Below are 22,904 nucleotides of genomic sequence, written 5' to 3' on the forward strand. Positions count from 1 at the left end.
GCGCGGCACCGCTCGGGGCGCGATGTCGGCAGCGGCGCGCGAATCTTCCAGACGCACCACACCGGGCGTGGCAGACTGGAGCGGCTTCCACGCAGCCCAGGAGGAGAGCATGTCGTCGACCGGGTGGATCGATCTGCAGCGCCACGGCAGCGGTCTCGAGACCCTGCGCGCCCACTTCGAGGGCCACGCCTACGACCCGCACTGGCACGACAGCTATCTGGTCGGTTTCACCGAACAGGGCGTGCAGCAGTTCCACTGCCGGCGTCAGCGTCACGACAGCACCCCGGGCCGGCTGTTCTTCGTCGAGCCCGGGGAACTCCATGATGGCCGCGCACCCACCGCGGGCGGGTTCACCTATGCCATGCTCTACCTCGACCCGGCCTGGCTGCAGCGTGAACTGCGCCAGTTCGGCGCGGCGCCGGTCACCAGCGGCGAACCCGGCTTCCGGCGCACGCTGGCCGACGACCCCGAGCTGGCGCGCCAGGTGGCCGCGGCCTTCACCGCACTGCGCACGCCCGGGTGGCGACTGGCTCGGGAGACGCATCTCGACGCCGTGCTGCGCGGCATGCTGCCCCACCTGGGCTGGCAGGAAAGAGCGCTGGGCGACCCGCGGCTGCCGCGCACCGCGCGTCTGGCCCGCGACTACCTGCACGCCCACTGCGAGCAGGATATCGGCCTGGAGACCCTCGCCGCCCACTGCGGCGTCGATCGTTTCCGTCTCAGCCGCGCCTTCAAGGCCGCCTTCGGCCTGGCGCCCCACGCCTATCTGGTTCAGCTGCGGCTCGCCCGGGCACGCCGCTGTCTGGCGGTAGGCGATGCCCCGGCCGAGGTCGCGGCGCGTTTCGGCTTCGCCGACCAGAGCCATCTGGGGCGCTGGTTCCGACGCGCCTATGGCCTCACGCCCGCGGACTACCGCCGCCGCGGCTGAGCTACCTTGCCTCGATCCAACGCTGTCGACCCGACCCTGTCGATCTGATCCCGACGAACCGACCTTGCCGGCCTGATCCCTTCCTCTCACCCCTTCGCCCCGATGCCGTCGACCAGACCTCGGCGGCATGCCAGCCCTGCTCAGATCTTCCAGACGCATCAGCCGCGCCAGGCGATAGTCGGAGCTCATGTTGTCCGATGGAGAGACCCCATGCCGAGCTGGATACCTTTCGCGCTGTTCGCCATCGTCGCCTCGATCACGCCGGGGCCGACCAATCTGCTGATTCTGCATCAGGGGCTGCATCACGGCTTCCGGCGTACCCTGCCGGCGGTGATCGGTGCCAGCCTGGCCGCCGCCGCGCTCGTGCTGCTGGTGGGGCTGGGTCTCGGCCAGCTGCTGACCAGCCGGCCCTACGCGAGTCTGGCGTTGAGCTGGCTGGGTGTCGTCTGGTTGAGCTGGCTGGCGTGGCGGCTATTCAACCGCGCGCTGGCGCTGGTGCTGCTGCTGGTAGCGTGGTGGAGCGTGCTGATGCCGGGCTGAGGCCGTGGTCGGCAAGCGGAGAATGATAAGAAGCGAGAGAAGAATGATAAGAAGCGAGAGGAGAATGAGCAGACAAGCAGCGTGCAGGGTGACAGGAAAGCGCCATGGCGAAACGGCCGGCTTCAGGCCGCTTGGCGATGGCGCCCCCCCTGGGCACCACGGCCCTTGCGTGAATAGCTGCCTTTGCCCTTCTTGGGCGTCTGCTGCTGCTGGCGAAACTGCGGTGTGCGTAACGCGGCCTTGAGCGCGTTGTCGCGGATCGGCTGACGTGCCATGGAAGCTCCTTGACGTTCAGGATGGCGACTCGACGAGTGTGATCAAGATGGGGGTAAAGCGCATGCGGACTGGGCCCGCCATCGCTCAGGCGGCGGCGAGGTGCTCGTAGAGCACCATACAACCGATCACGATCAGCACCAGGCCACCGCCGATCTCGGCGCGCTTGCCGATCAGCGAACCGATGGCCCGCCCCAGCATGATACCGATGGTGACCATCAGCGTGGTAGCCAGGCCGATCGCCGCCGCCGCGACCAGGATATTGATGTTGGCAAAGGCCAGCGTGACGCCGACCGCCATGGCGTCGATGCTGGTCGCCAGGGCGGTGGCCGCCACCAGCCAGAACGAGCGTCGTGCCGGCGCTTGTGCGTCGTCTTGGGTACGCGGGTCATCCGGCTTGAGGCCGGCCCAGATCATGTGCGACCCGAGTCCGGCCAGCAGCACGAAGGCGATCCAGTGATCCCATTCGGACACGAAATGCGTTGCCGCCAGGCCGATGGCCCAGCCGATCACCGGCGTGATCGCCTCGATGGTGCCGAAGATCATGCCGATGCGCAGCGCCTCGGGAAACCGCGTGCGCTTGAGCGCGGCGCCCTTGCCGATCGACGCGGCAAAGGCGTCGGTCGACATGGCGAAGGCAAGCAAGAACAGAGATGCGGGATTCATGGCGTCGTCCAGCCGGTGGTTGCACCACGACACCCGCCAGGCCCGACTCTGCGTCGCGGGTGTCAATGGTCTCGCCAACCGACATCGGTGTGCGTGCCACGGCCAGGGCCGAGTGTGTTGACACGCACGCCGCTGGTCTACAACAGACACACCAGCGACCGGCTACTCCCCAAAGAGACTCAGACTATAGTCGTCGCGCCGGAACCTTTCAATAAATGATTGAATTTAAAGGGAAAAATACACCCCGGTTAACTCATGTCGTCGGCGTTAATCAAGTTCACCCGAGTTGAACTTTGAACACGGGGTTGGCGAATGCGCTGCGTGGCAAGCCGCCAGTGCCGTGGCAACCCAGCATCTCGGCCTGCTGCAGACGACCTACGCCTACGGCACGCGGGTCGCCCTGCTCTCGCTGACCGCGCTGATCGCGCTGATCGCGGCCCTGGCTACGCCGCGCGGGGACGCCGGATGCTGCCCGCGCCCCGCCTGACGCGGTGGCACGGGATGCGTTTCAGCCCGCGTGCACCTCGCGCTCGAGCGCCTGGCGCATCTCGCCATCCAGTGACAGCGCCTGTGCCAGTTGGTCGAGCCAGGCTTTCTCCATCGGATTCTGATCGTCGATGATCGCCACGCTGGCGAGGTAGATCTCGCGGGCGGCCTGGGGCGAGTCGGCATCGCGCGCGATCGCCTCGGCATCCAGCGGCGCCGACATCTCGCGCTCGACCCAGGCGTGCAGCTCGTCATCCGCGCCCAGGGCATCGATCTGCTCGGCCAGGGCGGCACGCTCGGCGGCATCGATATGCCCATCGGCGCGCGCCGCCGCGATCATCGCCTTGAGAATGCCGCGGCTGCGCGTCTCCTGGCGCTCGCCGGAGAGCTGCTCCAGCGGCTGGTCCGCTGCGGACGTCGCCTCGGCTGGCGTCGCCTCGGCTGGCGTCGCCTCGGCTGGCGTCGCCTCGGCTGGCGTCGACTGCTGCGCCTGATGCGCCTGCCACGCCTTCCACGCCAGCGCCCCGATGCCCGCCAGCGCGCCGTACTTGATCGCCTTGCCGCCCAGGCTGCGCCCGCGTTTGCTGCCGACCAGCAGCCCCAGCGCGCCGCCGCCGAGCAGCGACTTGACGTCGAAGCCCCCGCTGCCGGCCTTCTGGCGCTGGCCGCTACCCGCCTGCTGCATGAGCTGGGAAAGGATCCGTTGTGCATTCATCTGCTGTACTCCGCTGCCTGTCGAGAAGAGATGGCGCCGCCAGCCTCGGCTACCGGGCCGGGGCATCGGCCCGGTGTGCCAGTTTGTCGCAGTGCCGGGCACTCAAGACGCTGCCGCGCGGGCCGATAGAGCGTACTCGGCACCCACGTGGATCGGTGCCGTTCCGGCCGCCACACGCAGGTGACGCCCGGCTCTTCGATACTAAGGGAAGGCAGGTGAACCAAGCATGAAACGTCTCGCAGACATGACCGTGAAGACCAGCTGGCTGCTGGTACTGGTGGCATTCACACTCCTGGTGCTGGGGGTCGCGGGGCTGGCCGCCTACGCCGTCAACACCGACGTCTCGCCGGGGCTGATCAACGCCGGCATTGCCGTCGCGGTGGTGGCGACCCTGGTGCTGGTGACGATCGTGCTGTGGGGCGTGACGGTCAACGTGATTCGTCCGCTGGAACGTCTGGTGGAACACTGCGAGAAGCTTGCCACCGGCGACCTGTCGGTGCCGGTGGAGCGCCGCGGCAACAACGAGATCGGACGGCTGTTCGCGGCCATGGCGCAGACCCAGAGCCATCTCTCGAGCACCGTCGGCAACGTGCGCAGCGCCTGCGACAACGTGCTCGACGGCGCCAGCGGCATTGCCCAGGGCAATACCGACCTCTCCTCGCGTACCGAGCAGCAGGCAGCATCGCTGGAAGAGACCGCCGCCAGCATGGAGCAGTTGACCTCGACCGTACGCCAGAACGCCGACAACGCGGTCCAGGCGAGCCAACTGGCGAGCGAGGCCACCGACGTGGCGAATCGCGGTGGCGAGGTGGTCGGCGGCGTGGTCAGCACGATGCACGCGATCAGCGAGAATTCGCGCCAGGCGGTGACGCTGCTCGACGCCATCGACTCGGTGGCGTTCCAGACCAACATCCTCGCCCTCAACGCCTCGGTGGAAGCGGCTCGCGCCGGCGAACAGGGTCGCGGCTTCGCCGTGGTCGCCAACGAGGTGCAGACGCTGGCCAAGCGCTCGGCCGATGCCGCCAAGGCGATCCGCGACCTGATCCAGCGCTCCGCCGAGCGGGTCGAGAGCGGCGCCGCCCTGGCCGACAAGGCCGGTGACACGATGCACGACATCGTCACCTCGATCACCCGGGTCAGCGAAATCATGCACGAGATCGCCGCGGCCTCGGAGGAGCAGAACCACGGCATCACCCAGGTCAACCAGGCGGTGACCCAGATGGACCAGGTCACCCAGCAGAACGCCGCGCTGGTACAGCAGGCCGCCAACGCCGCGCGGGCGCTGGAAGAAGAAGCCAACGAGCTGCAGTCGGTGGTCGCGGTGTTCCGCCTCGACGCCAGTGCTGCGGTCACCCCGCGGCGCCCGCAGGCCGCCCCGCTGCCGGCGACTAGCGCCAGACCGGCCTCCCAACCGGCACGGCGCCAAGAGGCGGAAACCGCCGAGTGGGAAGCATTCTAGGCTCTGTACGCACACTGCCTGCGCTAGTCGATGACGGCAGGCCGCTGCGGCTGGGCATGAAAGAGGAAGGCGTCTTCGATGTCGCGGGCAATCGCCCGCGGCGTCGATAGCGGCGGCAGCGCGTCGGGCGCGAAGTAGGCCGCATCCAGCACCTCGTGCCCGGGGTCCAGCGGGGCGTCGTCGAGCCGCTCGCAGAGGAAGAACAGCTTGTAGAAGTCGAGCACGTCCGGCGGGTAGGCGTGGCGCGCCTTGTGGCGGATGGCATAGAGCCGCGCGATGCGCACCCGAATCCCGGCCTCCTCCCACACCTCCTTGCAGGTATTGTCGGCCGCCGACACGCCCACCTCGGCATAGCCGCCGGGCAGGGTCCAGCGGCCATCCGAGCGCTCCTGCACCAGCAGAATACGTCCCTGTTCGATGATCGCCGCGCGCACATCGATCTTCGGCGTGACGTGGCCTTCCCGCGGGCCCAGCGCCGTGGCGATACGCTCGGGGGTGGCTCCACCCAGCGTCGCCATCATCTCGCGCGAGAGCGCGGAGATCTCCTCGTAGCGTTCACGGTCGAAGGTGTCGCGGCAGTAGTGCAGCCCGGTATCGGCGAGCGCAGAGATACGCTTGGCCCAGCTCAGCCATTGATCTTCCATGGAATCCATCCCGCAGCGAATGAGGCATCCAGCCTAGCAAGTGCCCCCGTGGCACGCACAACAAAGCCCTTCCGAGGAAGGGCTTGGCGGGATGACTCAGGGTGCCGGCGGGGCGCTCGGTGCGGGGGGAGCGTCAGGCACCGGCGGTGCCGGGGGCGTGCCGGGTGCAGGGGGCGCCGGCGGCGCATCGGGCGCCGGGGCCTGACCGGCGCGCGGCGGCCGTGGCGGCTGGGTCAGCGCCTCGAAGGCGGTGACCTGCTCCGGGCTCAGCACCTGGGCCAGAGCGCTATGGCGCTGTTCGATCAGGCGTTTGAAGCGTTCACCGCGCGGGTCGTCGACCTCGGCGTCGGGTGCCGCACCCGGCCGCTTGAGCTGGTGCAGACCATCGAAGAAGGTGCGCTGGGCGTTGAGCACCTGCGCGCTCTGCTGCTGATCGAGCTGCCAGGTCGCGAACAGCGGCGTGAAACGCGCCTGCAGATCGGCATCCAGCGCCGCCGGGTCATGCGCCGGGCCGGGATGGCGCGGCATCGCCGCCTGGCGTTCGAGCATCAGGTAAGCGCGCAGCTGGGCCGGCTCCAGCACATCGGCGAGCTGCTGGCGCTGACGCTCGAGCAGCGCATCGAGTGCGCCACGCCGTGCCTCCGGGGCCGCCTTCGGGCCATCGCCGCGCAGCTGGCGCAGCCCGTCACGGAACTCGCTATCCGCCTGGGCCAACGCGGCCTGCTGGCGCTGGTCGAGCTGCCAGCTGGCGACCACAGCGTCCTTGAGCGCGGTGGCGTGGGCCTGTTTGGCGCTGTGCGGCGCCGGTGGCTGCGCCCGCTCGGGCGGCGCCGCCATAGCCAACGGAGACAGTGCGGTGAGGGTAACGGCGAGCGCGAACAGTGACTTGGATCTTGCTTGCATGATGACACGACTCCTGTGGCGCACCGGGACACGGTGCACTCTCACTATCGCCGCGTTTCATGCACGCAGTGTGCAGCGAGCATGGAAGCTCGACCCCAGACGTGCAAAACCGCCCACATGGGGCGGTTTTACATGACACGTCTTCAGCGCTTCACCGCGCCTCAGAACGCCCAGTCCTCGTCTTCCGTACTGACCGTCTTGCCGATCACGTAGGAGGAGCCGGAGCCGGAGAAGAAGTCGTGGTTCTCGTCGGAACCGGGCGAGAGCGCGGCGAGGATCGCCGGGCTGACGTCGGTGACGCTGGCCGGGAACAGCGCTTCGAAGCCCAGGTTCATCAACGCCTTGTTGGCGTTGTAGTGGAGGAACTTCTTGACGTCTTCGGTCAGGCCGACGTCGTCGTAGAGCGCTTCGGTGTATCTCACCTCGTTGTCGTAGAGCTCGTGGAGCAGCTCGTAGGCGTAGATCTTGATCTCTTCCTGGCGCTCCGCCGGCAGCTGGGCGAGCTGGCGCTGGAACTTGTAGCCGATGTAGTAGCCGTGGATCGCCTCGTCACGAATGATCAGGCGGATCAGGTCGGCGGTGTTGGTCAGCTTGGCACGGCTGGACCAGTACATCGGCAGGTAGAAACCGGAGTAGAACAAAAACGACTCGAGGAAGGTGCTGGCGACCTTGCGCATCAGCGGGTCTTCGGCGCGATAGCGCTCGAGGATCAGCTCCGCCTTCTTCTGCAGGAAGGGGTTCTCCTCGCTCCAGCGGTAGGCGTCGTCGACGTCGCGGGTGGCGCACAGCGTCGAGAAGATCGAGCTGTAGGAGCGCGCGTGGACCGACTCCATGAAGCTGATGTTGGTGATCACCGCCTCTTCGTGGGGGGTCACCGCGTCCTCGATCAGCGTCGGCGCGCCGACCGTGCCCTGGATGGTGTCGAGCAGGGTGAGACCGGTGAAGACACGGATGGTCAGCTGCTGCTCGTGCTCGGTCAGGGTGTTCCAGGACGGGATGTCGTTGGAGAGCGGAATCTTCTCCGGAAGCCAGAAGTTGCCGGTCAGGCGGTTCCAGACCTCCAGGTCCTTGTCGTCCTGAAGGCGGTTCCAGTTGATCGCATCGACCCGGCTCAGATGGCGGGCTGCAGAGGTCGCGGGCATATCCATGAGCATGTTCTCGTTCGGTTGACGCCGGCGCTCACGCCGGCGCGTTCCAACAATTCAGACAGTCGGGCTTACAGCGTGCAGGAGACGCAACCTTCGACTTCCGTCCCTTCCAGCGCGGCCTGGCGCAGACGAATGTAGTAGATCGTCTTGATGCCTTTGCGCCAGGCGTAGATCTGCGCCTTGTTGACGTCACGCGTGGTCGCGGTGTCGCGGAAGAAGAGCGTCAGCGACAGGCCCTGGTCGACGTGCTGGGTCGCCTCGGCGTAGGTGTCGATGATCTTCTCCGGGCCGAGCTCGTAGGCGTCCTGGTAGTAAGCCTGGTTGTCGTCGGTCAGGTAGGGCGCCGGGTAGTAGACGCGGCCCAGCTTGCCCTCCTTGCGGATCTCGACCTTGGCCGTGACCGGGTGGATGCTCGACGTCGAGTTGTTGATGTAGGAGATCGAGCCGGTAGGCGGGATCGCCTGCAGGTTACGGTTGAACAGCCCGTGGGCCATCACCGATGCCTTCAGCTCGCGCCAGTCTTCCTGGGTCGGGACGTGGATACCGCTCTTCTCGAACAGCCCGCGCACCTTCTCGGTCTTGGGCGCCCACGCCTGCTCGGTGTACTTGTCGAAGTACTCGCCGCTGGCATAGGTCGACTGCTCGAAACCGGCGAAGCGCTTGCCACGCTCGATGGCGATGCGATTGGAGGCACGGATGGCGTGGAACGCCACGGTATAGAAGTAGATGTTGGTGAAATCCAACCCCTCTTCGCTACCGTAGAAGATGCGCTCGCGGGCCAGGTAGCCGTGCAGGTTCATCTGCCCCAGGCCGATCGCATGCGACTTGGCATTGCCTTCGGCGATCGACGGCACCGAGGAGATATGGCTCATCTCGGAGACCGCCGTCAGGCCGCGGATCGCGGTCTCCACGGTGGCGCCGAAGTCCGGCGAATCCATGGTCTTGGCGATGTTGAGCGAGCCCAGGTTGCAGGAGATGTCCTCGCCGATATGACGATAGCCGAGGTCGTCGTCGTACTCGGTCGGCGTGTTGACCTGCAGAATCTCCGAGCACAGGTTGGACATGTTGATCCGGCCGTGGATCGGATTGGCGCGATTGACCGTGTCCTCGAACATCAGATACGGGTAGCCGGACTCGAACTGCAGCTCGGCGATGGTCTGGAACAGCTCGCGGGCGTTGATCTTCTTCTTGTGGATACGCCCGTCGTCGACCATCTCGTCGTACTTCTCGGTGATGCTGATATCACCGAAAGGCACGCCGTAGATGCGCTCCACGTCGTAGGGCGAGAACAGGTACATGTCCTCGTTGCGCTTGGCCAGCTCGAAGGTGATGTCCGGCATCACGATGCCCAGCGAGAGCGTCTTGATGCGGATCTTCTCGTCGGCGTTTTCGCGCTTGGTATCGAGGAAGCGCAGGATGTCCGGGTGGTGGGCGTTGAGATAGACCGCCCCGGCGCCCTGACGCGCGCCCAGCTGATTGGCGTAGGAGAAGGCGTCTTCGAGCATCTTCATGATCGGAATGATGCCGGAGGACTGGTTCTCGATGCGCTTGATCGGCGCCCCCGCCTCGCGGATGTTGGAGAGCGAGAACGCCACCCCGCCGCCGCGCTTGGAGAGCTGCAGCGCCGAGTTGATGGAGCGCCCGATGGACTCCATGTTGTCCTCGATGCGCAACAGGAAGCACGAGACCAGCTCACCGCGCTGACGCTTGCCGCAGTTGAGGAAGGTCGGGGTGGCCGGCTGGAAACGCCCGTGGATGATCTCTTCGACCAGCTGGCGCGCCAGGGTCTCGTCACCGCGCGCCAGCGACAGCGCGACCATGCACACACGATCCTCGAAGCGTTCGAGGTAGCGCTTGCCGTCGAAGGTCTTGAGCGTGTAGCTGGTATAGTACTTGAAAGCGCCCAGGAAGCTCTGGAAGCGGAACTTGACCGCATAGGCCTGATCGAACAGCGCCGTGACAAAGGCGAAGTCGTACTGATCGAGCACTTCCTGCTCGTAGTAGCCCTCTTCCACCAGATAGTCGAGCTTCTCCTTCAGCGAGTGGAAGAACACGGTGTTCTGGTTCACGTGCTGGAGGAAATATTGACGCGCGGCCTCGCGGTCCTTGTCGAGCTGCAGACGCCCTTCGGCATCGTACAGGTTCAACATGGCGTTGAGCGCGTGGTAGTCGAGCGTCTTGGCATTGTGATCGGCGGGCGATCGCGCTGCCGTCTCTTTTTCTAGGCTGAGCGTTTCCAAAATTCATTCACCCCTGCAAGGACGCGACGGACATCCTCATCGGTGCCCATCAGCTCGAAACGGTAGAGATACGGTACCTGGCACTTCTGTGCGATCACCCGGCCAGCCAGGCCGAATGCCGCGCCGAAGTTGGCGTTGCCACCGGCGATGACCCCGCGGATCAGCGACCGGTTGTGCTCATCGTTGAGAAAGCGGATCACCTGCGGCGGCACCGCCGTGCGCGGTTCGCCATCGCCGTAGGTGGGCACGATGAGAATATAAGGTGCTGCAACGCGCAGTGGCGGATCGTCACGGTTCAGCGGGATCCGGCTGGCCGGCAGGCCGAGCTTTTCCACGAAGCGTCGCGTATTGCCTGATTTGGTCGAGAAGTAGACCAGCTCAGCCATGACGACTTCCTTGCGCCTCTGCGCGATTCAGGTCGTGTCGAATGGGACCGCGGCCTGGAGACTCTCTGCGAGCGCGGCGCAATGCCGTCGAGCGGCCGCTCTACCGCGCTCTCCAGACCGGACCGGCGCACTTGGCGCGGTCCGCGTCAGTCGGGGCGGGCGCCCCGGAAACCACGAATCAGGCGACCAGCGTGCTGATCTTGTCCGGGCGGAAACCGGCCCAATGATCATCACCCGCCACCACGACCGGCACCTGACGGTAGCCGAGATCCTGTACGCGCTGCATGGCAGCGGCGTCTTGGGTCAGGTCGACCACGGTATAGTCGATCCCTTGTTTGTCCAGCGCGCGATAGGTGGCGTTGCACTGGACGCAAGCGGGTTTGCTATAGATCGTGATGCTCATGATAATCATTACCATCCGTGATAGGAAATAGCGCCCATCGCTGGCCGATGGTGCGGGCCTTGGCGGCGTTTGGACACCCATTGCGTGGTGTCGACCGCCTCTGGAAAAACACTATATATGGTAGCCTGGCGTTTTTCCAAGCATAGATGTGGTTTTTTTCTGTGCATTCCCTGTGGATATTTTCGCCCCCCTCGGGAGGGCCCACCGTTGTGCGCCTCACGCCCTGTCAAGGGGCGGAAATTTCTTCCTCGGGGGAGGAAAAGGCTCTCGATAAGCGCAGAAAAGGGCGCCGGAAACGTCGAGCGCGCCGTTCGACTGGTAGCGAACGGCGCGCTCGGCATACTACATCTGGTAGGGCCAACATCGGGTAGGGCCCGAGGTGTGACGGGCGCCCTCTCGTCAGGGCTTAATCCGACTTGATGGCGTGACCGCCAAACTCGTTGCGCATCGCGGCGAGCAGCTTGTCGCCGAAAGAGTCGGCTTCGCGCGAGCGCAGGCGTTCGAGCAGGGAGAGGGTAATGACTGGCGCGCTGACGTCAAGCTCGAGCGCTTCGGCCACGGTCCAGCGCCCTTCGCCGGAGTCGGACACGTAAGGCGCGATGCCCTCCAGGCCGGGGTTCTTGTCCAGCGCATCGGCGGTCAGGTCGAGTAGCCACGAGCGCACCACGCTGCCGTAGCGCCAGATCTCGGCGACCTGGTGCAGATCGACACCGAACTCCGCTTTCTTGCCCATGATCGCGAAGCCTTCGGCGTAGGCCTGCATCAGCCCGTACTCGATACCGTTGTGGACCATCTTGGTGAAGTGACCGGCACCGGCGGGGCCGACATGCCCCCAACCCTTGTCCGGCGCCGGCGCCAGGGCCTCGAACAGCGGCGTGAGCGTCTCGATCACCGCGGTCTCGCCGCCGACCATCATGCTGTAGCCCTCGGCGAGCCCCCAGACCCCACCGCTGGTGCCCACATCGACGAAGTGCAGCCCTTTCTCGCTGGCGCGCTCGGCCCGGCGCAGGCTGTCCTTGTAGAGGGAGTTACCGCCATCGATGACCACATCGTCCGCCGCCAGCAGCGGCTCGAGGTCGGCGAGCAGCTTATCGATGAGATCTCCTGCCGGCACCATCAGCCACACGATCCGCGGCGACGGCAGCGCGGCGATCGCCGCCGCCAGCGATTCGGCCGGCTCGATGCCCTTCTCCGCCGCCTTGGCGCGCGCCTCCGCGCTCGGATCGGAGCCGACCACCCGGTGCCCACCGCGTACCAGCCGCTCGGCCATATTGGCGCCCATGCGCCCCAGCCCCACCATTGCGAGTTCCATGTGCCGTTCTCCCTGCGGATGAGAGCCGCACCGCCGGATATCGAAAACCATGCGCCGGGGCACGACGATGAAATGTATCGAAATCGATCTCGCGTACTGAACCTAGTGGAAAATCCGCCTCTCGGTGGTGCCGTGATCCGCGCTAGCTTGCAGAGCGCATCAAATGCCCCGCGATCAGCCGTCGCACCGGCCAGGCGGCGTCGCCGGCGCGCAGCACCGCCTTGCGCAGCAGCCGCGCCGGCGGGCGCTCGTCGGTGTAGAGGCCGACGATCGCCAGGGTGGCCGCGAACAGCGGCCCGGTGGCCAGGCGCTGCTGGCGCTGGTAGCGCGCCAGCAGCCTCGGCGCGCCGATATCCTGCCCCGCCGCGCGGGCGTCACCGACCAATCCGGCCAGCCGGCGTACGCCTTCGAGACCAAGGTTGAAGCCATGCGCAGTGACCGGATGCATGCCCACCGCGGCATCGCCGAGCAGCGCCTGGCGCGGCCCCACGAAACGCTCGGCATAGACACTGACCAGCGGATAGCGGCGCGCCTCGGCGGCCCGGGTCATCGCCCCCAGGCGGCCCTCGAAGCGACGTGTGATCTCGGCTTCGAAGTCGGCCTGAGGCAGCGCCATCAGCGCATCCATCTGCGCCGGCGGCAGGGTCAGCACGACTGACGAACAGTGGGTATCCACCGGCAGCAGCGCCAGCGTCTGGCCATGGCCGAACCACTCCCAGGCGCTGAAATCATGCGCCTGTTCATGGTGCATGCGGCACACCAGCATGTGCTGGCCGTGCTGATAAGTGTGCGCCGGGATACCCATCGCCCGACGCGTGCTTGAGAAGCGGCTGTCCGCCGCCACCAGCAGCGCGGCCTCGACGATCTCTCCGCCGGCCAGACGAATCTCGACCCCGCTATCGTCGGCGCTGGGGGCGAAGGTCTCGATCTCGCTCTCGCAGCGCCACAGCACCTCGGCCTGGGGCGAATCGACGAGCGCGGCATAGGCGGCGGCGCGAATCGCCCGGTTGGGCACCAGGCAGCCGAGCTCGGCGTCCTGCCCCGCGCGGGGTGCGATCTGCATGGCGAACAACGACTCACCGTTGAAGACCTTGGCCGCGCGCATCGCCGCGCGTTCATCCGCGGGAATCCGCGGCCATACGTCGAGCGCGTCGAGGGTCTGCTGCGAGGCGCGGGTCAGCGCGATCTCGCGGCCGTCGCTTTCCGGCGCTTCGAGACTGGCGCGCGCTTGGCGGTCGATCAGCAGCGCACTCACGCCGCGCCGCGACAGCGCGTTGGCGAAGCACAAACCGATCGGGCCGGCACCGACGATCGCGACGTCGACCCGCGTTGTGGGGGTGGAACCTTCCATCTCTGCCGCTCCCTACCGTGATGGGGCGTCAAGATAACCAAAAACACGCCGCGGGTAATCCCGCGGCTGGCGGCACGGGCGCGGCCGATGCGCGCACCCGGCGCCGCGCCGCACGGCGAGCGTCAGTACTTGTCGTCGTGAACCCGGGTATGGCCCTGCTTGTCCTTGAACACCTTCTCCTCGAACTCGACCTCGAGGTGAGCATCGCCCTTCTGCTTGAGACGATGGTACTCGAGCCCGCTGAAACTCAGCTCCAGACTGTCGTCGTAGGCGTCGAGCAGACGTTTGAATTCACCCACAGTGATGATCATGACCTCTCCTTTGGCGATACCCGTGACCGGCGTCCCTATCCGGCCCTCTCATCAGACTAGGATGTGTAAGAAAAATCGGCGAGCGAAGGCAAGACAAGGCAAAAAATAGGCGAGAAAGCGGAGTTTACGGGGTGTAAATGAGCATTTTAAGCCGATTTTTAACGCCGTATTGCCGAGCGCAGACAGTTTTCATACATATCCTAGACCAAGTCATCGTCCTCGGGGTTCCCCGCCGTCCGACAGAAGGCCAAGAAACGTTCGAGCAGCGGGCTGCGATACTTGTCGCGATGCAGCACCAGGCTTAACTCGCGGGTCATCTCCAGCCCCACGTCGAGTTCGACCAGGCGCCCGTCGCGCAGCGCATGGCGCGCCTCCAGCCGCGACAGGCAGGTCAGCCCCAGCCCCGCCGCGGTGGCATTGATGATCGCCTCGGCGGAGTTGATCTCCAGCCCGGCACGCCACGCCGGCAGCCTGGGCGCGATATAGCGCATGAACTGCTCGCGGGTGCCCGAACCCGGCTCGCGCAGCAGCCACGACTCCGCCGCCAGCGCCTCGATCTCGAGCGGCCCTGCCGCGGCCAGCGGATGGTCGGCGGCGGCGGTCACCACCAGCCGGTCCTGGCGCCAGGGGATGACGTCGAAGCGCGCATCGGCGACACGCCCCTCGATCATGCCGATATCCAGCTCGAACGCCTCCAGCGCGCTACAGATCGCGGCGCTGTTGGCGATGGTGAGCTGCTGCTGCCGATGGCCGGTGGCATCGCGAAAGTCGCGCAGCAGGTGTGGCAGCAACTGATGGCCGATGGTGTAGCTGGCACCGATGTGTAGCTGGCCCCCCAGCGTGGTGGCGTCATCGAACAGCTGCTCGAGGGTCGCGCTGCGCGCCAGCAGCTCGTCCGCCAGCGGCAGCAGCCGGCGCCCCTGATCGTTGAGATAGAGCCGATTGCGGTGGCGGTCGAACAGGGTTCGCCCGCACTGCTTCTCCAGCTCGGCCAGAGCGATGCTCAGCGCCGGCTTGCTCAGCGCGAGCCGTTCGGCGGCGGCGGTCAGGGTGCGCTCGCGGGTCACACTGACGAAGACCTGGAGCTGGCGCAGGGTGATGGCCATGGAGTGCCTCTCGTCGCGGGTGGTATCTGGAACGCCACGCCTCGACGGTCATGTGGGCCGTAGCGTAAGACGCCCGGACATTTTCGTTAAATATAATAAAACGCCAAGTGAAAAAAGTTAAAATATATCGATAGAACGAAAAGCCATAACATGGGTGGCATTCGATCATCGTCACCGTCGAGGCACCCATGGCTACGCGCATGATGACCCTGCACCAGCGCCTGCAGCACACCCCCACGCCCATGGCCGGCCTGGCCCTGGGGATCTCGAGTCTCGGCTGGGCCTGGGAGAGCTTCGCTCCGCTGGGCGGTGTGGCGCAGGTGAGCGGCGCGCTGATCGCCAGCGTGCTGCTGGCGCTGCTGACAGCCAAGTTCGTGCTCCACCCGCGGCGGCTGTGGGCGGATCTGGCCCACCCGGTGGTGGGCAGCGTGGTCCCCACCTTCGCCATGGCGACCATGGTGGTGTCGAAGGCCGCGGGCACCTGGCTCGCACCAAACCTGGGCGTGACCCTGTGGCTGGTCGCGGTGGCGCTGCACCTGCTGTTCCTGGTCGCCTTCGTGGTGCATCGGGTGCGCGGCTTCGAGCTGCACCACATGGTGCCGGCGTGGTTCGTGCCGCCGGTGGGCATCATCGTCGCCGACGTCGCCTTTCCCGGCGTGGCCGCGCTGCATCCACTGGCCCTGGGCCTGCTCTGGCTGGGCATGGGTCTCTACGCGGTGCTGCTGCCGGTGATGATCTACCGGCTGATCTTCGCCGCCGAGATCCCCGACCCGGCCAAGCCCACCATCGCGATCATGGCGGCCCCCGCCAGCCTCTCGCTGGCCGGCTATCTGAGCGTGGTCGCCAGCCCCTCGCCGCTTCTGGTGGCCCTGCTCGGCGGCATCGCGGTGCTGATGACGCTGATCATCTACCTGGCCTTCATTCGGCTGCTGCGCCTGCCCTACAGCCCCGGCTACGCCGCCTTCACCTTCCCCATGGTGATCGGCGCCACGGCACTGGTGAAGACCGCCGCCTGGATGCAGCACGTCGGCTTCCACCACCATGACATCGCCATCGTCCACGGCCTAGCCACGCTGGAGATCGTCGTCGCCAGTGTGATCGTCGGCTATGTGGCGCTGCGCTATCTGAGCTTTTATCTGGTCACCTGGCGCCTGGCCGCGCACGCCGATATCGCTGGTGCGGGATGATCTTTGCGCCACAGGCCGTATGATCGCAGGTAGACCCGACAGCGCGAGGCCACCCGGCCATGATTCTCCCCAGCCCCCATGCCGATAGCGACAACTGGACCCTGACCACCACGCCGGTGCGCTCGCCGCGGGGTGCGGTCGCCGCCCAGCACCGGCTCGCTGCCCGCGCCGGGGCGGCCCAGCTCGAGGCCGGCGGCAATGCCGTCGATGCCATCGTCGCCACCGCCTACGCCCTCAACGCCGTCGAGCCGTGGATGTGCGGGCTGGGCGGCTCGGGCTTCATGGTGATCTGGCTGGCCCGGGAACAGCGCGCCGTGGCGCTCGACTTCCAGGGCACACTGCCCGCCGCCATCCGCCTGGACGACTACCCGATCGACCCCGCCCGGCCCCACACCCCGATGGGGTTTCCCGGGGTGGTCGACGACGCCAACATCGCAGGCTATCGCTCGATCACCGTGCCCGGTGCGGTGGCCGGGCTCGACCATGCCCTGGCGCGCTTCGGCTCGCGCCCCCGCGCCGAGGTCATGGCGCCGGCCATCGCGCTTGCCGAGCGCGGCCTTCAGGTCGACTGGTTCACCACGCTGCAGATCGCGCTGTGTGCCCCCACCCTGGCCCGCGACCCCACCTCGGCGGCGATCTACCTGCCCGGCGGGCATCCGGCCACGCCGGAGAGCCACCTGCGCATACCGCAGTTGGCCGACACGCTCCGCGAGATCGCCGCCGGCGGCGCGGAAACCTTCTATCGCGGCGAGCTGGCGAAGCAGATCGTCGCCGATCTCCAGGCCGGCGGTTCACGCCTGACACGCGAGGATCTAGCAGGCTACGCGGTGCACGAATACGCGCCGATGCTGGCCTCGCACCGTGGCTATACGCTCTACACCCCCGGGGAAACCTCGGGCGGGCTGCGTCAGCGCGAGATGCTGTCCCACGCCGGGGCGGCGATGCCGGTGCCGCCCGCGCGGCCGACCCCGGCGACCTGGGTGGCCTACGCCGAGGCGCTGGAAGCGTGCTGGCGCCAGCACAAGATCCGCACCGGCGTGCTGCCGCCAAGTGCCGGCGAGGATGTGAACGGAGGGAACGCAAACGGAGAGAGCATCGACGGCGAACACGGCGCCTGCACCTCGTCGATGTCCGCGGTGGACGCCGACGGCAACATGGTCGCGCTCACCTATACCCTGCTCAATCGCTTCGGTTCCGGGGTCACATTGCCCACCACCGGCATGCTGATGAACGACAGCGTCAGCTACTTCGACCCGCGCCCCGGCTATCCCACGACCATGGCCGGCGGCAAGCGCATCAACTCGTCGAACATGTGCCCCACGGTGGCAGTGAAGGACGGCGAAGCGCGCTTCTCGGTGGGCGCATCCGGCGGCAACCTGATCATGCCGGCGGTGACCCAGGTCGCGGCGCTGATGATGGACTTCGGCATGAGCCTGGAAGAAGCCGTGCAGCACCCGCGTCTCGACGCCAGCCATCGCGGCTCGATACGCGTCGACCCGCGCTTCGACGCGGCAACGCTGGCGGCGCTGGAATCGCGCTTTCCCCTGGAGATCGCCCAGTCGCTGGTGTTTCCCAAGCTCTATGCCTGTGTCTCGGGCGTGGCGCGCGACCCCGAGTCGGGCGAGTGTGTCGGCCTCCATGATCCCACCCAGCCGATCGGCGGCGGCGCCACGCCGGCACCGTTCCAGCTCGACCCGCTCACCGACACCGCGCCGGAGGTGCGCCCATGAATGCCGCCCAGACGCGTGCCACGATCGTCGTCTCGATCCCCAATGCGGCCAAGATCGAGTGGTGGATCGCTCAGCTCGCCCCGCTGCTGCCCGGCTGGACGCTGCGCCCGGTGGATGACCCCGGCGACCCGGACGCGGTCAGCTATGCGGTGGTCTGGCGCCCCGCCGACGGCACCTTCACTCCCTTCCCCAACCTCAAGGCGATCGTGTCGCTGGGGGCGGGCATCGATCACGTCCTGGCCGACCGCGAGCTGCCGTCGGGGGTGCCGATCATCCGTACCGTGGGCACGGACCTGACCCAGCGCATGCGCGAGTACGTGGCGCTGCACGTGCTGCGCCATCATCGTGAGATGCCCGCGATCGCCGCCAACCAGCGTCGGCAGCGCTGGGCGCAGCAGGTGGTACCGCCGGCCACCCGGCGCCGGGTCGGGGTCATGGGGCTCGGTAACCTGGGCGGTGCCGCGGCGCGCACGCTCGCCGGGCTCGGTTTCGAGACGCTCGGCTGGGCACGCACGCAGCGCGAGATCGAAGGGGTCATCACCTACGCCGGCGAGTCCGAATTCGCTGCTTTCCTCCAGCGCTGCGAGATTCTGGTCTGTCTGCTGCCGCTGACGCCCGCCACCGAGAATCTCCTCGACGCCGCGCTGTTCGCCAGGCTGCCCCGCGGCGCCAGCCTGATCAACGCCGGGCGCGGCCCCCACCTGGTCGAGGATGATCTGCTCGCCGCGCTCGCCAGCGGCCAGTTGAGCCACGCCACGCTCGATGTCTTCCGCCAGGAGCCGCTACCCGAGGCGCACCCGTTCTGGCGCCATCAGCAGATCACCGTGACGCCGCATGTCGCCTCGCTGATCGACCCGGAGAGCGGCAGCCGTATCGTCGCCGCCAATATCCGAGAGTTCGAGGCCCACGGCGAGGTCGCCGATCTCGCCGATGCCGCGCGCGGCTACTGAACGGCGGAGCTTTGCCGTTCGAGTTGCTAAACTGCCTGTGCACAAGACCATCATCGATACGTTATCCACAGCCGTACGCCGAGGGGTTTCATGGCCGAGAACCGCAACTCCGACACAGCATCGTCCGCCAAGGGCAAGTCCGGGAAGTCAGGCACCGGCAAGGGCGAGAACACCGCCAGCCGGCGCAACATCAAATCCTGGCTGACCGACATGGATGGCGTTCTGGTCCACGAGAACAAGGCCATCCCCGGCGCCGCCGAGCTGATCAATCAGTGGCGCGAGCGTGAGATTCCCTTTCTGGTGCTGACCAACAACTCCATCTACACCCCGCGCGATCTCAGCGCCCGGCTGCAGCACAGCGGCATCGAGGTGCCGGAAGAGAGCATCTGGACCTCGGCGCTGGCCACCGCCGCCTTCCTGCGCGACCAGGCCCCGGGCAGCTCGGCCTTCGTGGTCGGCGAGGCGGGTCTGCTCACCGCGATCCACGAAGCCGGCTTCATCATGACCGACACCCAGCCCGACTACGTGGTGCTCGGCGAGACCCGCTCTTACTCCTTCGAGGCGATCACCAAGGCGATCCGTCTGATCAAGGATGGCGCGCGCTTCATCTGCACCAACCCGGACGCCACCGGCCCCAGCGCCGAGGGCGTGCTGCCGGCCACCGGCGCCGTGGCCGCGCTGATCACCGAGGCGACCGGGCGCAAGCCGTACATCGTCGGCAAGCCCAATCCGATGATGTTCCGCTCGGCGCTCAACAAACTCGGGGTACATTCGGACGGCACCGGCATGATCGGCGACCGCATGGACACCGATATCGTCGCCGGCATCGAGGCCGGCATGCACACCGTGCTGGTGCTCAGCGGTATCGCCGACAAATCGGAGATCGAGCGCTACCCGTTCCGGCCCAAGGAGATCCTCTCCTCGGTGGCCGAGCTGGTGGACAAGTAGCGCTCGAGACACTTCCCACCCCAACCGCGCCGATCGACCCAAAGCCCATCCCCCTCTGACGATGGGTGCCGGGGGCAGGGTAAAGCGAGGGTCCTTTGCCAGGGATAGCAAAGGTAGCGCCCAGTGAGGGGTTCACAGCGCCCTCGCGACCTCCTGCCGCCGGATACGCCCACGTCGTCTCGCGATTGTGAAAGGCGTTCTGAGAAAGGCGTTCTAAAGAGCGAGCGCCTCGCCCAACAGCCGGCCATTCTCCAGACAGTCGCCCACGGCGATACCGCCGCGCCAGTTGCCGCCCAGGTGCAAACCGGGGTGACGTTCCAGCGCGGCGTCGAGGCGTGCCAGCCGCTCGCCGTGGCCGAGTTCGTATTGTGGAATCGCCTGCGGCCAGCGCACTACCCGCCGCCATACCGGTTCACCGCGAATACCCAGAATATCGCCCAAGTCCGCCTGCACGCGCTGACTGAGGGTGTCGTCGTCGCCCGCCGCGGCCTCGGGGGATTGGCGGCCGCCGATGAAGACGTTGAGCAGTTTGTGGCCGTCAGGGGCGCGTCCGGGAAAGAGCGTGGAGGGGAACAGCGCGCCCAGCGTCGGCCGCCCTTCGGCCCGCGGGATGAGCACACCGAAGCCATCCAGCGGGTGGTCGATATCGGCATCGCGAAAGCCCAGCGCCACGGCATTCACCGGCGGATAGACGATCTCCGCCAGCGGCTCGGCCAGGGCCGGATCGAGCGCTTCGAGCCAGCGCGCCGCCAGCGGCGCCGGCACCGCCAGCAGCAGCTGCCGCCCACGCCATTCGCGGCCATCACGCGCGGCCGCCACCCAACCCTGCGCATCGCGACGCACGCCGACGATCTCGCAGCCGGTCTCGATGGCGGCACTCGGCTGCGCCGTGATGCACTCGGCCAGACGCTCGGCCAGGCGCGCAAGCCCCTCGGGGAAACTGACCAGCTGACCGCGCCAGGCGGCCGGTATCGGCGAGGGCTCGCGCCGGCTCTGGCGCAGGCGCTTGAGACCGCCGAGGATCAGCGAGCGGTGCTCGCGCTCGATCGCCGCCAGGCGCGGCATCGCCGCCTGCACCGAGAGCCTGGCCGGGTCCCCGGCGTAGACCCCGGAGACGAAGGGGTCGACCATGCGCTGGAGCACGCGCCGGCCGAGACGCCGCTCGACGAACGCCGCCAGCGACTCCTCCGCCTGGCGCCCGCGCGGCAGCAGCGGCTCGCGCAGCAGCCGGGCCCAGCCGCGCCAGCCGATGATCGGGCTGGTCAGCGCCTCGGCCGGTGTCATGGGCAGCGCCACCGGCTTGCCGTCGAGCACCACATAGCGTTTGTTGGCGACGCGGTTGGCCGGCTGCGCCTCACCCAAGAGATCGAGTTCGTCGAGCAGCGCGTAGAGCGGCGGCTTCATGATCACCGTGTTGGGGCCGTGCTCGATCTGCCACTCGCCGTCGCGCTCGCTGGCGATATTGCCGCCGACACGCGCCCCGGCTTCGAGCAGCGTCACCTGTCGGCCCTGCTTGGCCAGGGCCCAGGCAGCGGCGAGGCCGGTGGCCCCAGCGCCGACGATCAGGGTCTCGGAAGGCGCGTCATGGCGGGCGGCAGGCGTGTCGGCTGGAGCATCTGGAGCATGGCTGGTCATGGGAGCTCGCGCAGGAGAGTGTTCTGTGAAGTTTACGCAGACATCGCGCGCCCCGCATCCGGTCGGCGTGCGGCGTCTTGCCGCCACGCCGACCGATAGGAACGCTCACGGTTTACTTGTCTGCCGTGCCCGGATGACAGCCGGGCGCCGCCACATAAATGTCGCAGTCCGGCATCACCGCGTGCTCCTGATGCGGCGTACCCTGCGGCGCCCAGTCATAATCCACCAGCTGCGCCCGGTAGACCTGGTTGGTGACGTAGTCGTCGCCCGGCATCGACTTGCCGAAGAACGGGCTCACGTACTCCCACACGATCTCGCCTGACGGCGTGACCTGGAACAGCCGGCCGTCCTGGCCCTCGTCGATCAGCGTATTGCCGTTGGGCAGCCGCCGCGCGCTCGAGATGAACGAGCTGTAGAAGGTATAGGGCGAAATGCCCGACATACTGCCGGTGTACTGCCACACGATCTTGCCGCTGCTCGGATTGACCTCGATCACCCGGGAGGAGGAGAAAAACCCCTGCTTCGACGGCGGGAAGCCGGCATTGCCCTGGTTGTCGAAGATCAACAGGTTGCCGGCCCCCGGCAGGCCCTCGGGGATGATGTGGACGTCGTGGGCCCCCACGGTCTGGTCCACGGGGCGGCCGAGCTTGCCATTGAGCTTGAGCGCCGGCAGATCGGGGCCGATACGCCAGACGATCTCACCGCTCTGCCGGTCGACGATGAACATGACGTTGGCGTTGCGCGAGTTGACCAGAATATTGTCCGGCGCGAAGCGCTCATCACCGGCGTCGTGCCAGCGATTGGGGCCCAGCGGTACCGCCGTGTTCAGATGCAGAAAGTCGGGATCCTCGGAATCCTTGAGCGCACGCAGGCCGACATCGGAAAAGCCCATCTCATCGAGATGATCGCCGGCCTTCCACGACCAGACCACCCGGCCGGATGGGTCGACCTCCTCGACGGCGTTGTCGATGACCGGATAATCGAAACCGTTGAGTTCACGCATCCCGGCGGTCATCACCAGGTTATTGCCGTTGGGCAGCCGGCGCATGTCGTGATGCTGGTAGACCGGATGCTGCTGGCTGCCCCACTGCCACTCAACATCGCCGTCCCAATTCACCTCGGCCACGGTGGCGTTGGTGAGACCGTTGCCGGGGCTGGCGTGCTCGGGGAGCTTGTCGACCCGCGCCAGCTGCACCAGCAGATGCCCTTTCTCGCCGCCGGCCTGCGCAGCGGAGAGCGGCACCGGTGGGAAGCTCTCGTAATCCCAGCGGTGCACTTCGTTGCCGTTCATGTCGATCAGGTGGGTCTGACGGTCGCCGCCGGGAAACAGCACGAAGCCGTTGTAGGCGCGTTCGGGATCGTAGTAGGTCGTACCGGTGGGAAAGCTGCTGGGCAAGGCCAGCACCGTGGTCGCCGAGGCCATCAGCCAGGCCCCCATCACTGCCGATACGGCTGTGCTCCGTGACACCATCGCTCGTCGCTCCTTCGTCGAGTCTCGCCCTTTACGGGCCTGGGCCTGGCCGGCATGACAGCCTACCGGCGCACCTTGTCTGGCCGGCGATGGCAGCGATACACCATCGCCG

At 67.0% G+C, this 22,904-nt stretch carries 23 protein-coding genes and 1 riboswitch; of the genes, 8 read left to right on the forward strand and 15 right to left on the reverse strand.

Annotated features, from left to right (window positions below; translation table 11 throughout):
• Positions 1–109: 109 nt before the first annotated feature.
• Both ABV408_RS17970 and ABV408_RS17975 read left to right on the forward strand, forming a co-directional pair.
• Positions 110–928 (forward strand): AraC family transcriptional regulator, encoded by an 819-nt coding sequence (locus ABV408_RS17970; RefSeq protein ID WP_353980246.1) that lies wholly within the window; start codon positions 110–112, stop codon positions 926–928.
• A gap of 210 nt (positions 929–1,138) precedes the next feature.
• On the forward strand, positions 1,139–1,468 hold the full coding sequence (locus ABV408_RS17975; RefSeq protein WP_353980247.1) for a LysE family transporter: 330 nt from the start codon (positions 1,139–1,141) through the stop codon (positions 1,466–1,468).
• A 122-nt stretch (positions 1,469–1,590) separates the two neighbouring features.
• Here ABV408_RS17975 and arfA read toward each other — a convergent pair whose 3' ends face one another.
• Positions 1,591–1,743, reverse strand: a complete 153-nt coding sequence (arfA, locus tag ABV408_RS17980) for an alternative ribosome rescue factor ArfA (RefSeq protein ID WP_110678480.1) — start codon at positions 1,741–1,743, stop codon at positions 1,591–1,593.
• An 85-nt stretch (positions 1,744–1,828) separates the two neighbouring features.
• Positions 1,829–2,407 (reverse strand): manganese efflux pump MntP, encoded by a 579-nt coding sequence (gene mntP / locus ABV408_RS17985; RefSeq protein ID WP_353980248.1) that lies wholly within the window; start codon positions 2,405–2,407, stop codon positions 1,829–1,831.
• Between the two features lie 11 nt (positions 2,408–2,418).
• Positions 2,419–2,590: riboswitch (yybP-ykoY riboswitch) on the reverse strand.
• 157 nt (positions 2,591–2,747) lie between these two features.
• Between mntP and ABV408_RS17990 the strand changes: the two genes are divergently transcribed.
• Positions 2,748–2,894, forward strand: a complete 147-nt coding sequence (locus tag ABV408_RS17990; protein WP_353980249.1) for a hypothetical protein — start codon at positions 2,748–2,750, stop codon at positions 2,892–2,894.
• 21 nt (positions 2,895–2,915) lie between these two features.
• Here ABV408_RS17990 and ABV408_RS17995 read toward each other — a convergent pair whose 3' ends face one another.
• Entirely contained in the window at positions 2,916–3,608 is a 693-nt protein-coding gene (locus ABV408_RS17995) for a tellurite resistance TerB family protein (protein WP_353980250.1), read from the reverse strand.
• Between the two features lie 226 nt (positions 3,609–3,834).
• Here ABV408_RS17995 and ABV408_RS18000 point away from each other — a divergent pair, with 226 nt between their 5' ends.
• Positions 3,835–5,067 (forward strand): methyl-accepting chemotaxis protein, encoded by a 1,233-nt coding sequence (locus ABV408_RS18000; RefSeq protein ID WP_353980251.1) that lies wholly within the window; start codon positions 3,835–3,837, stop codon positions 5,065–5,067.
• A gap of 23 nt (positions 5,068–5,090) precedes the next feature.
• Here ABV408_RS18000 and ABV408_RS18005 read toward each other — a convergent pair whose 3' ends face one another.
• The 10 genes from ABV408_RS18005 to ABV408_RS18050 form a co-directional block, all read right to left on the reverse strand.
• Positions 5,091–5,711 carry an NUDIX hydrolase gene (locus tag ABV408_RS18005; RefSeq protein ID WP_353980252.1) on the reverse strand — a complete coding sequence of 207 codons (621 nt, stop codon included), beginning with the start codon at positions 5,709–5,711 and terminating at the stop codon, positions 5,091–5,093.
• 96 nt (positions 5,712–5,807) lie between these two features.
• Positions 5,808–6,614 carry a hypothetical protein gene (locus ABV408_RS18010; protein WP_353980253.1) on the reverse strand — a complete coding sequence of 269 codons (807 nt, stop codon included), beginning with the start codon at positions 6,612–6,614 and terminating at the stop codon, positions 5,808–5,810.
• Between the two features lie 161 nt (positions 6,615–6,775).
• On the reverse strand, positions 6,776–7,756 hold the full coding sequence (gene nrdF, locus ABV408_RS18015) for a class 1b ribonucleoside-diphosphate reductase subunit beta (protein WP_035475159.1): 981 nt from the start codon (positions 7,754–7,756) through the stop codon (positions 6,776–6,778).
• A gap of 74 nt (positions 7,757–7,830) precedes the next feature.
• Positions 7,831–10,002, reverse strand: a complete 2,172-nt coding sequence (gene nrdE / locus ABV408_RS18020) for a class 1b ribonucleoside-diphosphate reductase subunit alpha (protein WP_353980254.1) — start codon at positions 10,000–10,002, stop codon at positions 7,831–7,833.
• Entirely contained in the window at positions 9,984–10,388 is a 405-nt protein-coding gene (nrdI, locus tag ABV408_RS18025; protein WP_353980255.1) for a class Ib ribonucleoside-diphosphate reductase assembly flavoprotein NrdI, read from the reverse strand. The genes nrdE and nrdI overlap by 19 nt, the downstream gene beginning before the upstream one ends.
• Positions 10,389–10,566: 178 nt before the next feature.
• The gene (gene nrdH / locus ABV408_RS18030; protein ID WP_035475161.1) at positions 10,567–10,791 is read right to left on the reverse strand and encodes a glutaredoxin-like protein NrdH; all 225 of its coding nucleotides are present in this window, start codon (positions 10,789–10,791) and stop codon (positions 10,567–10,569) included.
• A gap of 406 nt (positions 10,792–11,197) precedes the next feature.
• The gene (gnd, locus tag ABV408_RS18035; protein ID WP_353980256.1) at positions 11,198–12,103 is read right to left on the reverse strand and encodes a phosphogluconate dehydrogenase (NAD(+)-dependent, decarboxylating); all 906 of its coding nucleotides are present in this window, start codon (positions 12,101–12,103) and stop codon (positions 11,198–11,200) included.
• A 142-nt stretch (positions 12,104–12,245) separates the two neighbouring features.
• A complete protein-coding gene (ubiM, locus tag ABV408_RS18040) occupies positions 12,246–13,454 on the reverse strand; it encodes a 5-demethoxyubiquinol-8 5-hydroxylase UbiM (RefSeq protein ID WP_353980257.1) in 1,209 nt (402 codons plus the stop codon).
• Positions 13,455–13,576: 122 nt separating this feature from the next.
• Positions 13,577–13,765, reverse strand: coding sequence for a hypothetical protein (locus ABV408_RS18045; protein ID WP_035475128.1), 189 nt, complete (start codon positions 13,763–13,765; stop codon positions 13,577–13,579).
• 200 nt (positions 13,766–13,965) lie between these two features.
• The gene (locus ABV408_RS18050; RefSeq protein ID WP_353980258.1) at positions 13,966–14,871 is read right to left on the reverse strand and encodes a LysR substrate-binding domain-containing protein; all 906 of its coding nucleotides are present in this window, start codon (positions 14,869–14,871) and stop codon (positions 13,966–13,968) included.
• A gap of 188 nt (positions 14,872–15,059) precedes the next feature.
• Between ABV408_RS18050 and ABV408_RS18055 the strand changes: the two genes are divergently transcribed.
• The 4 genes from ABV408_RS18055 to ABV408_RS18070 all read left to right on the forward strand — a co-directional run bounded on the left by ABV408_RS18055 (position 15,060) and on the right by ABV408_RS18070 (position 19,686).
• Positions 15,060–16,058 (forward strand): TDT family transporter, encoded by a 999-nt coding sequence (locus ABV408_RS18055; RefSeq protein ID WP_353980259.1) that lies wholly within the window; start codon positions 15,060–15,062, stop codon positions 16,056–16,058.
• Between the two features lie 59 nt (positions 16,059–16,117).
• Positions 16,118–17,788: a gamma-glutamyltransferase gene (locus ABV408_RS18060; RefSeq protein ID WP_353980260.1), complete on the forward strand. Its 1,671-nt coding sequence runs from the start codon at positions 16,118–16,120 to the stop codon at positions 17,786–17,788.
• On the forward strand, positions 17,785–18,738 hold the full coding sequence (locus tag ABV408_RS18065; RefSeq protein WP_353980261.1) for a glyoxylate/hydroxypyruvate reductase A: 954 nt from the start codon (positions 17,785–17,787) through the stop codon (positions 18,736–18,738). Before ABV408_RS18060 ends, ABV408_RS18065 begins: the two co-directional genes overlap by 4 nt.
• Before the next feature lie 90 nt (positions 18,739–18,828).
• Positions 18,829–19,686 carry an HAD-IIA family hydrolase gene (locus ABV408_RS18070; protein ID WP_353980262.1) on the forward strand — a complete coding sequence of 286 codons (858 nt, stop codon included), beginning with the start codon at positions 18,829–18,831 and terminating at the stop codon, positions 19,684–19,686.
• 213 nt (positions 19,687–19,899) lie between these two features.
• On the opposite strand, the gene hemG is transcribed toward ABV408_RS18070, so the two are convergent.
• Together hemG and ABV408_RS18080 are read right to left on the reverse strand one after the other, a co-directional pair.
• Entirely contained in the window at positions 19,900–21,321 is a 1,422-nt protein-coding gene (gene hemG, locus ABV408_RS18075) for a protoporphyrinogen oxidase (RefSeq protein WP_353980263.1), read from the reverse strand.
• A gap of 112 nt (positions 21,322–21,433) precedes the next feature.
• On the reverse strand, positions 21,434–22,792 hold the full coding sequence (locus ABV408_RS18080; protein WP_353980264.1) for an aryl-sulfate sulfotransferase: 1,359 nt from the start codon (positions 22,790–22,792) through the stop codon (positions 21,434–21,436).
• Positions 22,793–22,904: the final 112 nt, after the last annotated feature.

Origin of the sequence: Salinicola endophyticus, assembly GCF_040536835.1 — a bacterium.
GTDB classification, from domain to species: Bacteria; Pseudomonadota; Gammaproteobacteria; order Pseudomonadales; family Halomonadaceae; genus Salinicola; species Salinicola endophyticus_A.

What these genes read in the sequence shown, in the direction of transcription:
- nrdF (WP_035475159.1), bottom strand. Translation starts at nt 7,756, where the DNA reads ATGCCCGCGACCTCTGCAGCCCGCCATCTGAGCCGGGTCGATGCGATC.
- ABV408_RS18045 (WP_035475128.1), bottom strand. Translation starts at nt 13,765, where the DNA reads ATGATCATCACTGTGGGTGAATTCAAACGTCTGCTCGACGCCTACGAC.
- ABV408_RS18010 (WP_353980253.1), bottom strand. Translation starts at nt 6,614, where the DNA reads ATGCAAGCAAGATCCAAGTCACTGTTCGCGCTCGCCGTTACCCTCACC.
- ABV408_RS18055 (WP_353980259.1), top strand. Translation starts at nt 15,060, where the DNA reads ATGGCTACGCGCATGATGACCCTGCACCAGCGCCTGCAGCACACCCCC.
- ABV408_RS18050 (WP_353980258.1), bottom strand. Translation starts at nt 14,871, where the DNA reads ATGGCCATCACCCTGCGCCAGCTCCAGGTCTTCGTCAGTGTGACCCGC.
- ABV408_RS18060 (WP_353980260.1), top strand. Translation starts at nt 16,118, where the DNA reads ATGATTCTCCCCAGCCCCCATGCCGATAGCGACAACTGGACCCTGACC.
- ABV408_RS17970 (WP_353980246.1), top strand. Translation starts at nt 110, where the DNA reads ATGTCGTCGACCGGGTGGATCGATCTGCAGCGCCACGGCAGCGGTCTC.
- ABV408_RS18000 (WP_353980251.1), top strand. Translation starts at nt 3,835, where the DNA reads ATGAAACGTCTCGCAGACATGACCGTGAAGACCAGCTGGCTGCTGGTA.
- ABV408_RS17975 (WP_353980247.1), top strand. Translation starts at nt 1,139, where the DNA reads ATGCCGAGCTGGATACCTTTCGCGCTGTTCGCCATCGTCGCCTCGATC.
- ABV408_RS18065 (WP_353980261.1), top strand. Translation starts at nt 17,785, where the DNA reads ATGAATGCCGCCCAGACGCGTGCCACGATCGTCGTCTCGATCCCCAAT.
- nrdH (WP_035475161.1), bottom strand. Translation starts at nt 10,791, where the DNA reads ATGAGCATCACGATCTATAGCAAACCCGCTTGCGTCCAGTGCAACGCC.
- ABV408_RS18070 (WP_353980262.1), top strand. Translation starts at nt 18,829, where the DNA reads ATGGCCGAGAACCGCAACTCCGACACAGCATCGTCCGCCAAGGGCAAG.
- ABV408_RS18005 (WP_353980252.1), bottom strand. Translation starts at nt 5,711, where the DNA reads ATGGAAGATCAATGGCTGAGCTGGGCCAAGCGTATCTCTGCGCTCGCC.
- gnd (WP_353980256.1), bottom strand. Translation starts at nt 12,103, where the DNA reads ATGGAACTCGCAATGGTGGGGCTGGGGCGCATGGGCGCCAATATGGCC.
- ABV408_RS17995 (WP_353980250.1), bottom strand. Translation starts at nt 3,608, where the DNA reads ATGAATGCACAACGGATCCTTTCCCAGCTCATGCAGCAGGCGGGTAGC.
- ubiM (WP_353980257.1), bottom strand. Translation starts at nt 13,454, where the DNA reads ATGGAAGGTTCCACCCCCACAACGCGGGTCGACGTCGCGATCGTCGGT.
- nrdI (WP_353980255.1), bottom strand. Translation starts at nt 10,388, where the DNA reads ATGGCTGAGCTGGTCTACTTCTCGACCAAATCAGGCAATACGCGACGC.
- mntP (WP_353980248.1), bottom strand. Translation starts at nt 2,407, where the DNA reads ATGAATCCCGCATCTCTGTTCTTGCTTGCCTTCGCCATGTCGACCGAC.
- ABV408_RS18080 (WP_353980264.1), bottom strand. Translation starts at nt 22,792, where the DNA reads ATGGTGTCACGGAGCACAGCCGTATCGGCAGTGATGGGGGCCTGGCTG.
- arfA (WP_110678480.1), bottom strand. Translation starts at nt 1,743, where the DNA reads ATGGCACGTCAGCCGATCCGCGACAACGCGCTCAAGGCCGCGTTACGC.
- hemG (WP_353980263.1), bottom strand. Translation starts at nt 21,321, where the DNA reads ATGACCAGCCATGCTCCAGATGCTCCAGCCGACACGCCTGCCGCCCGC.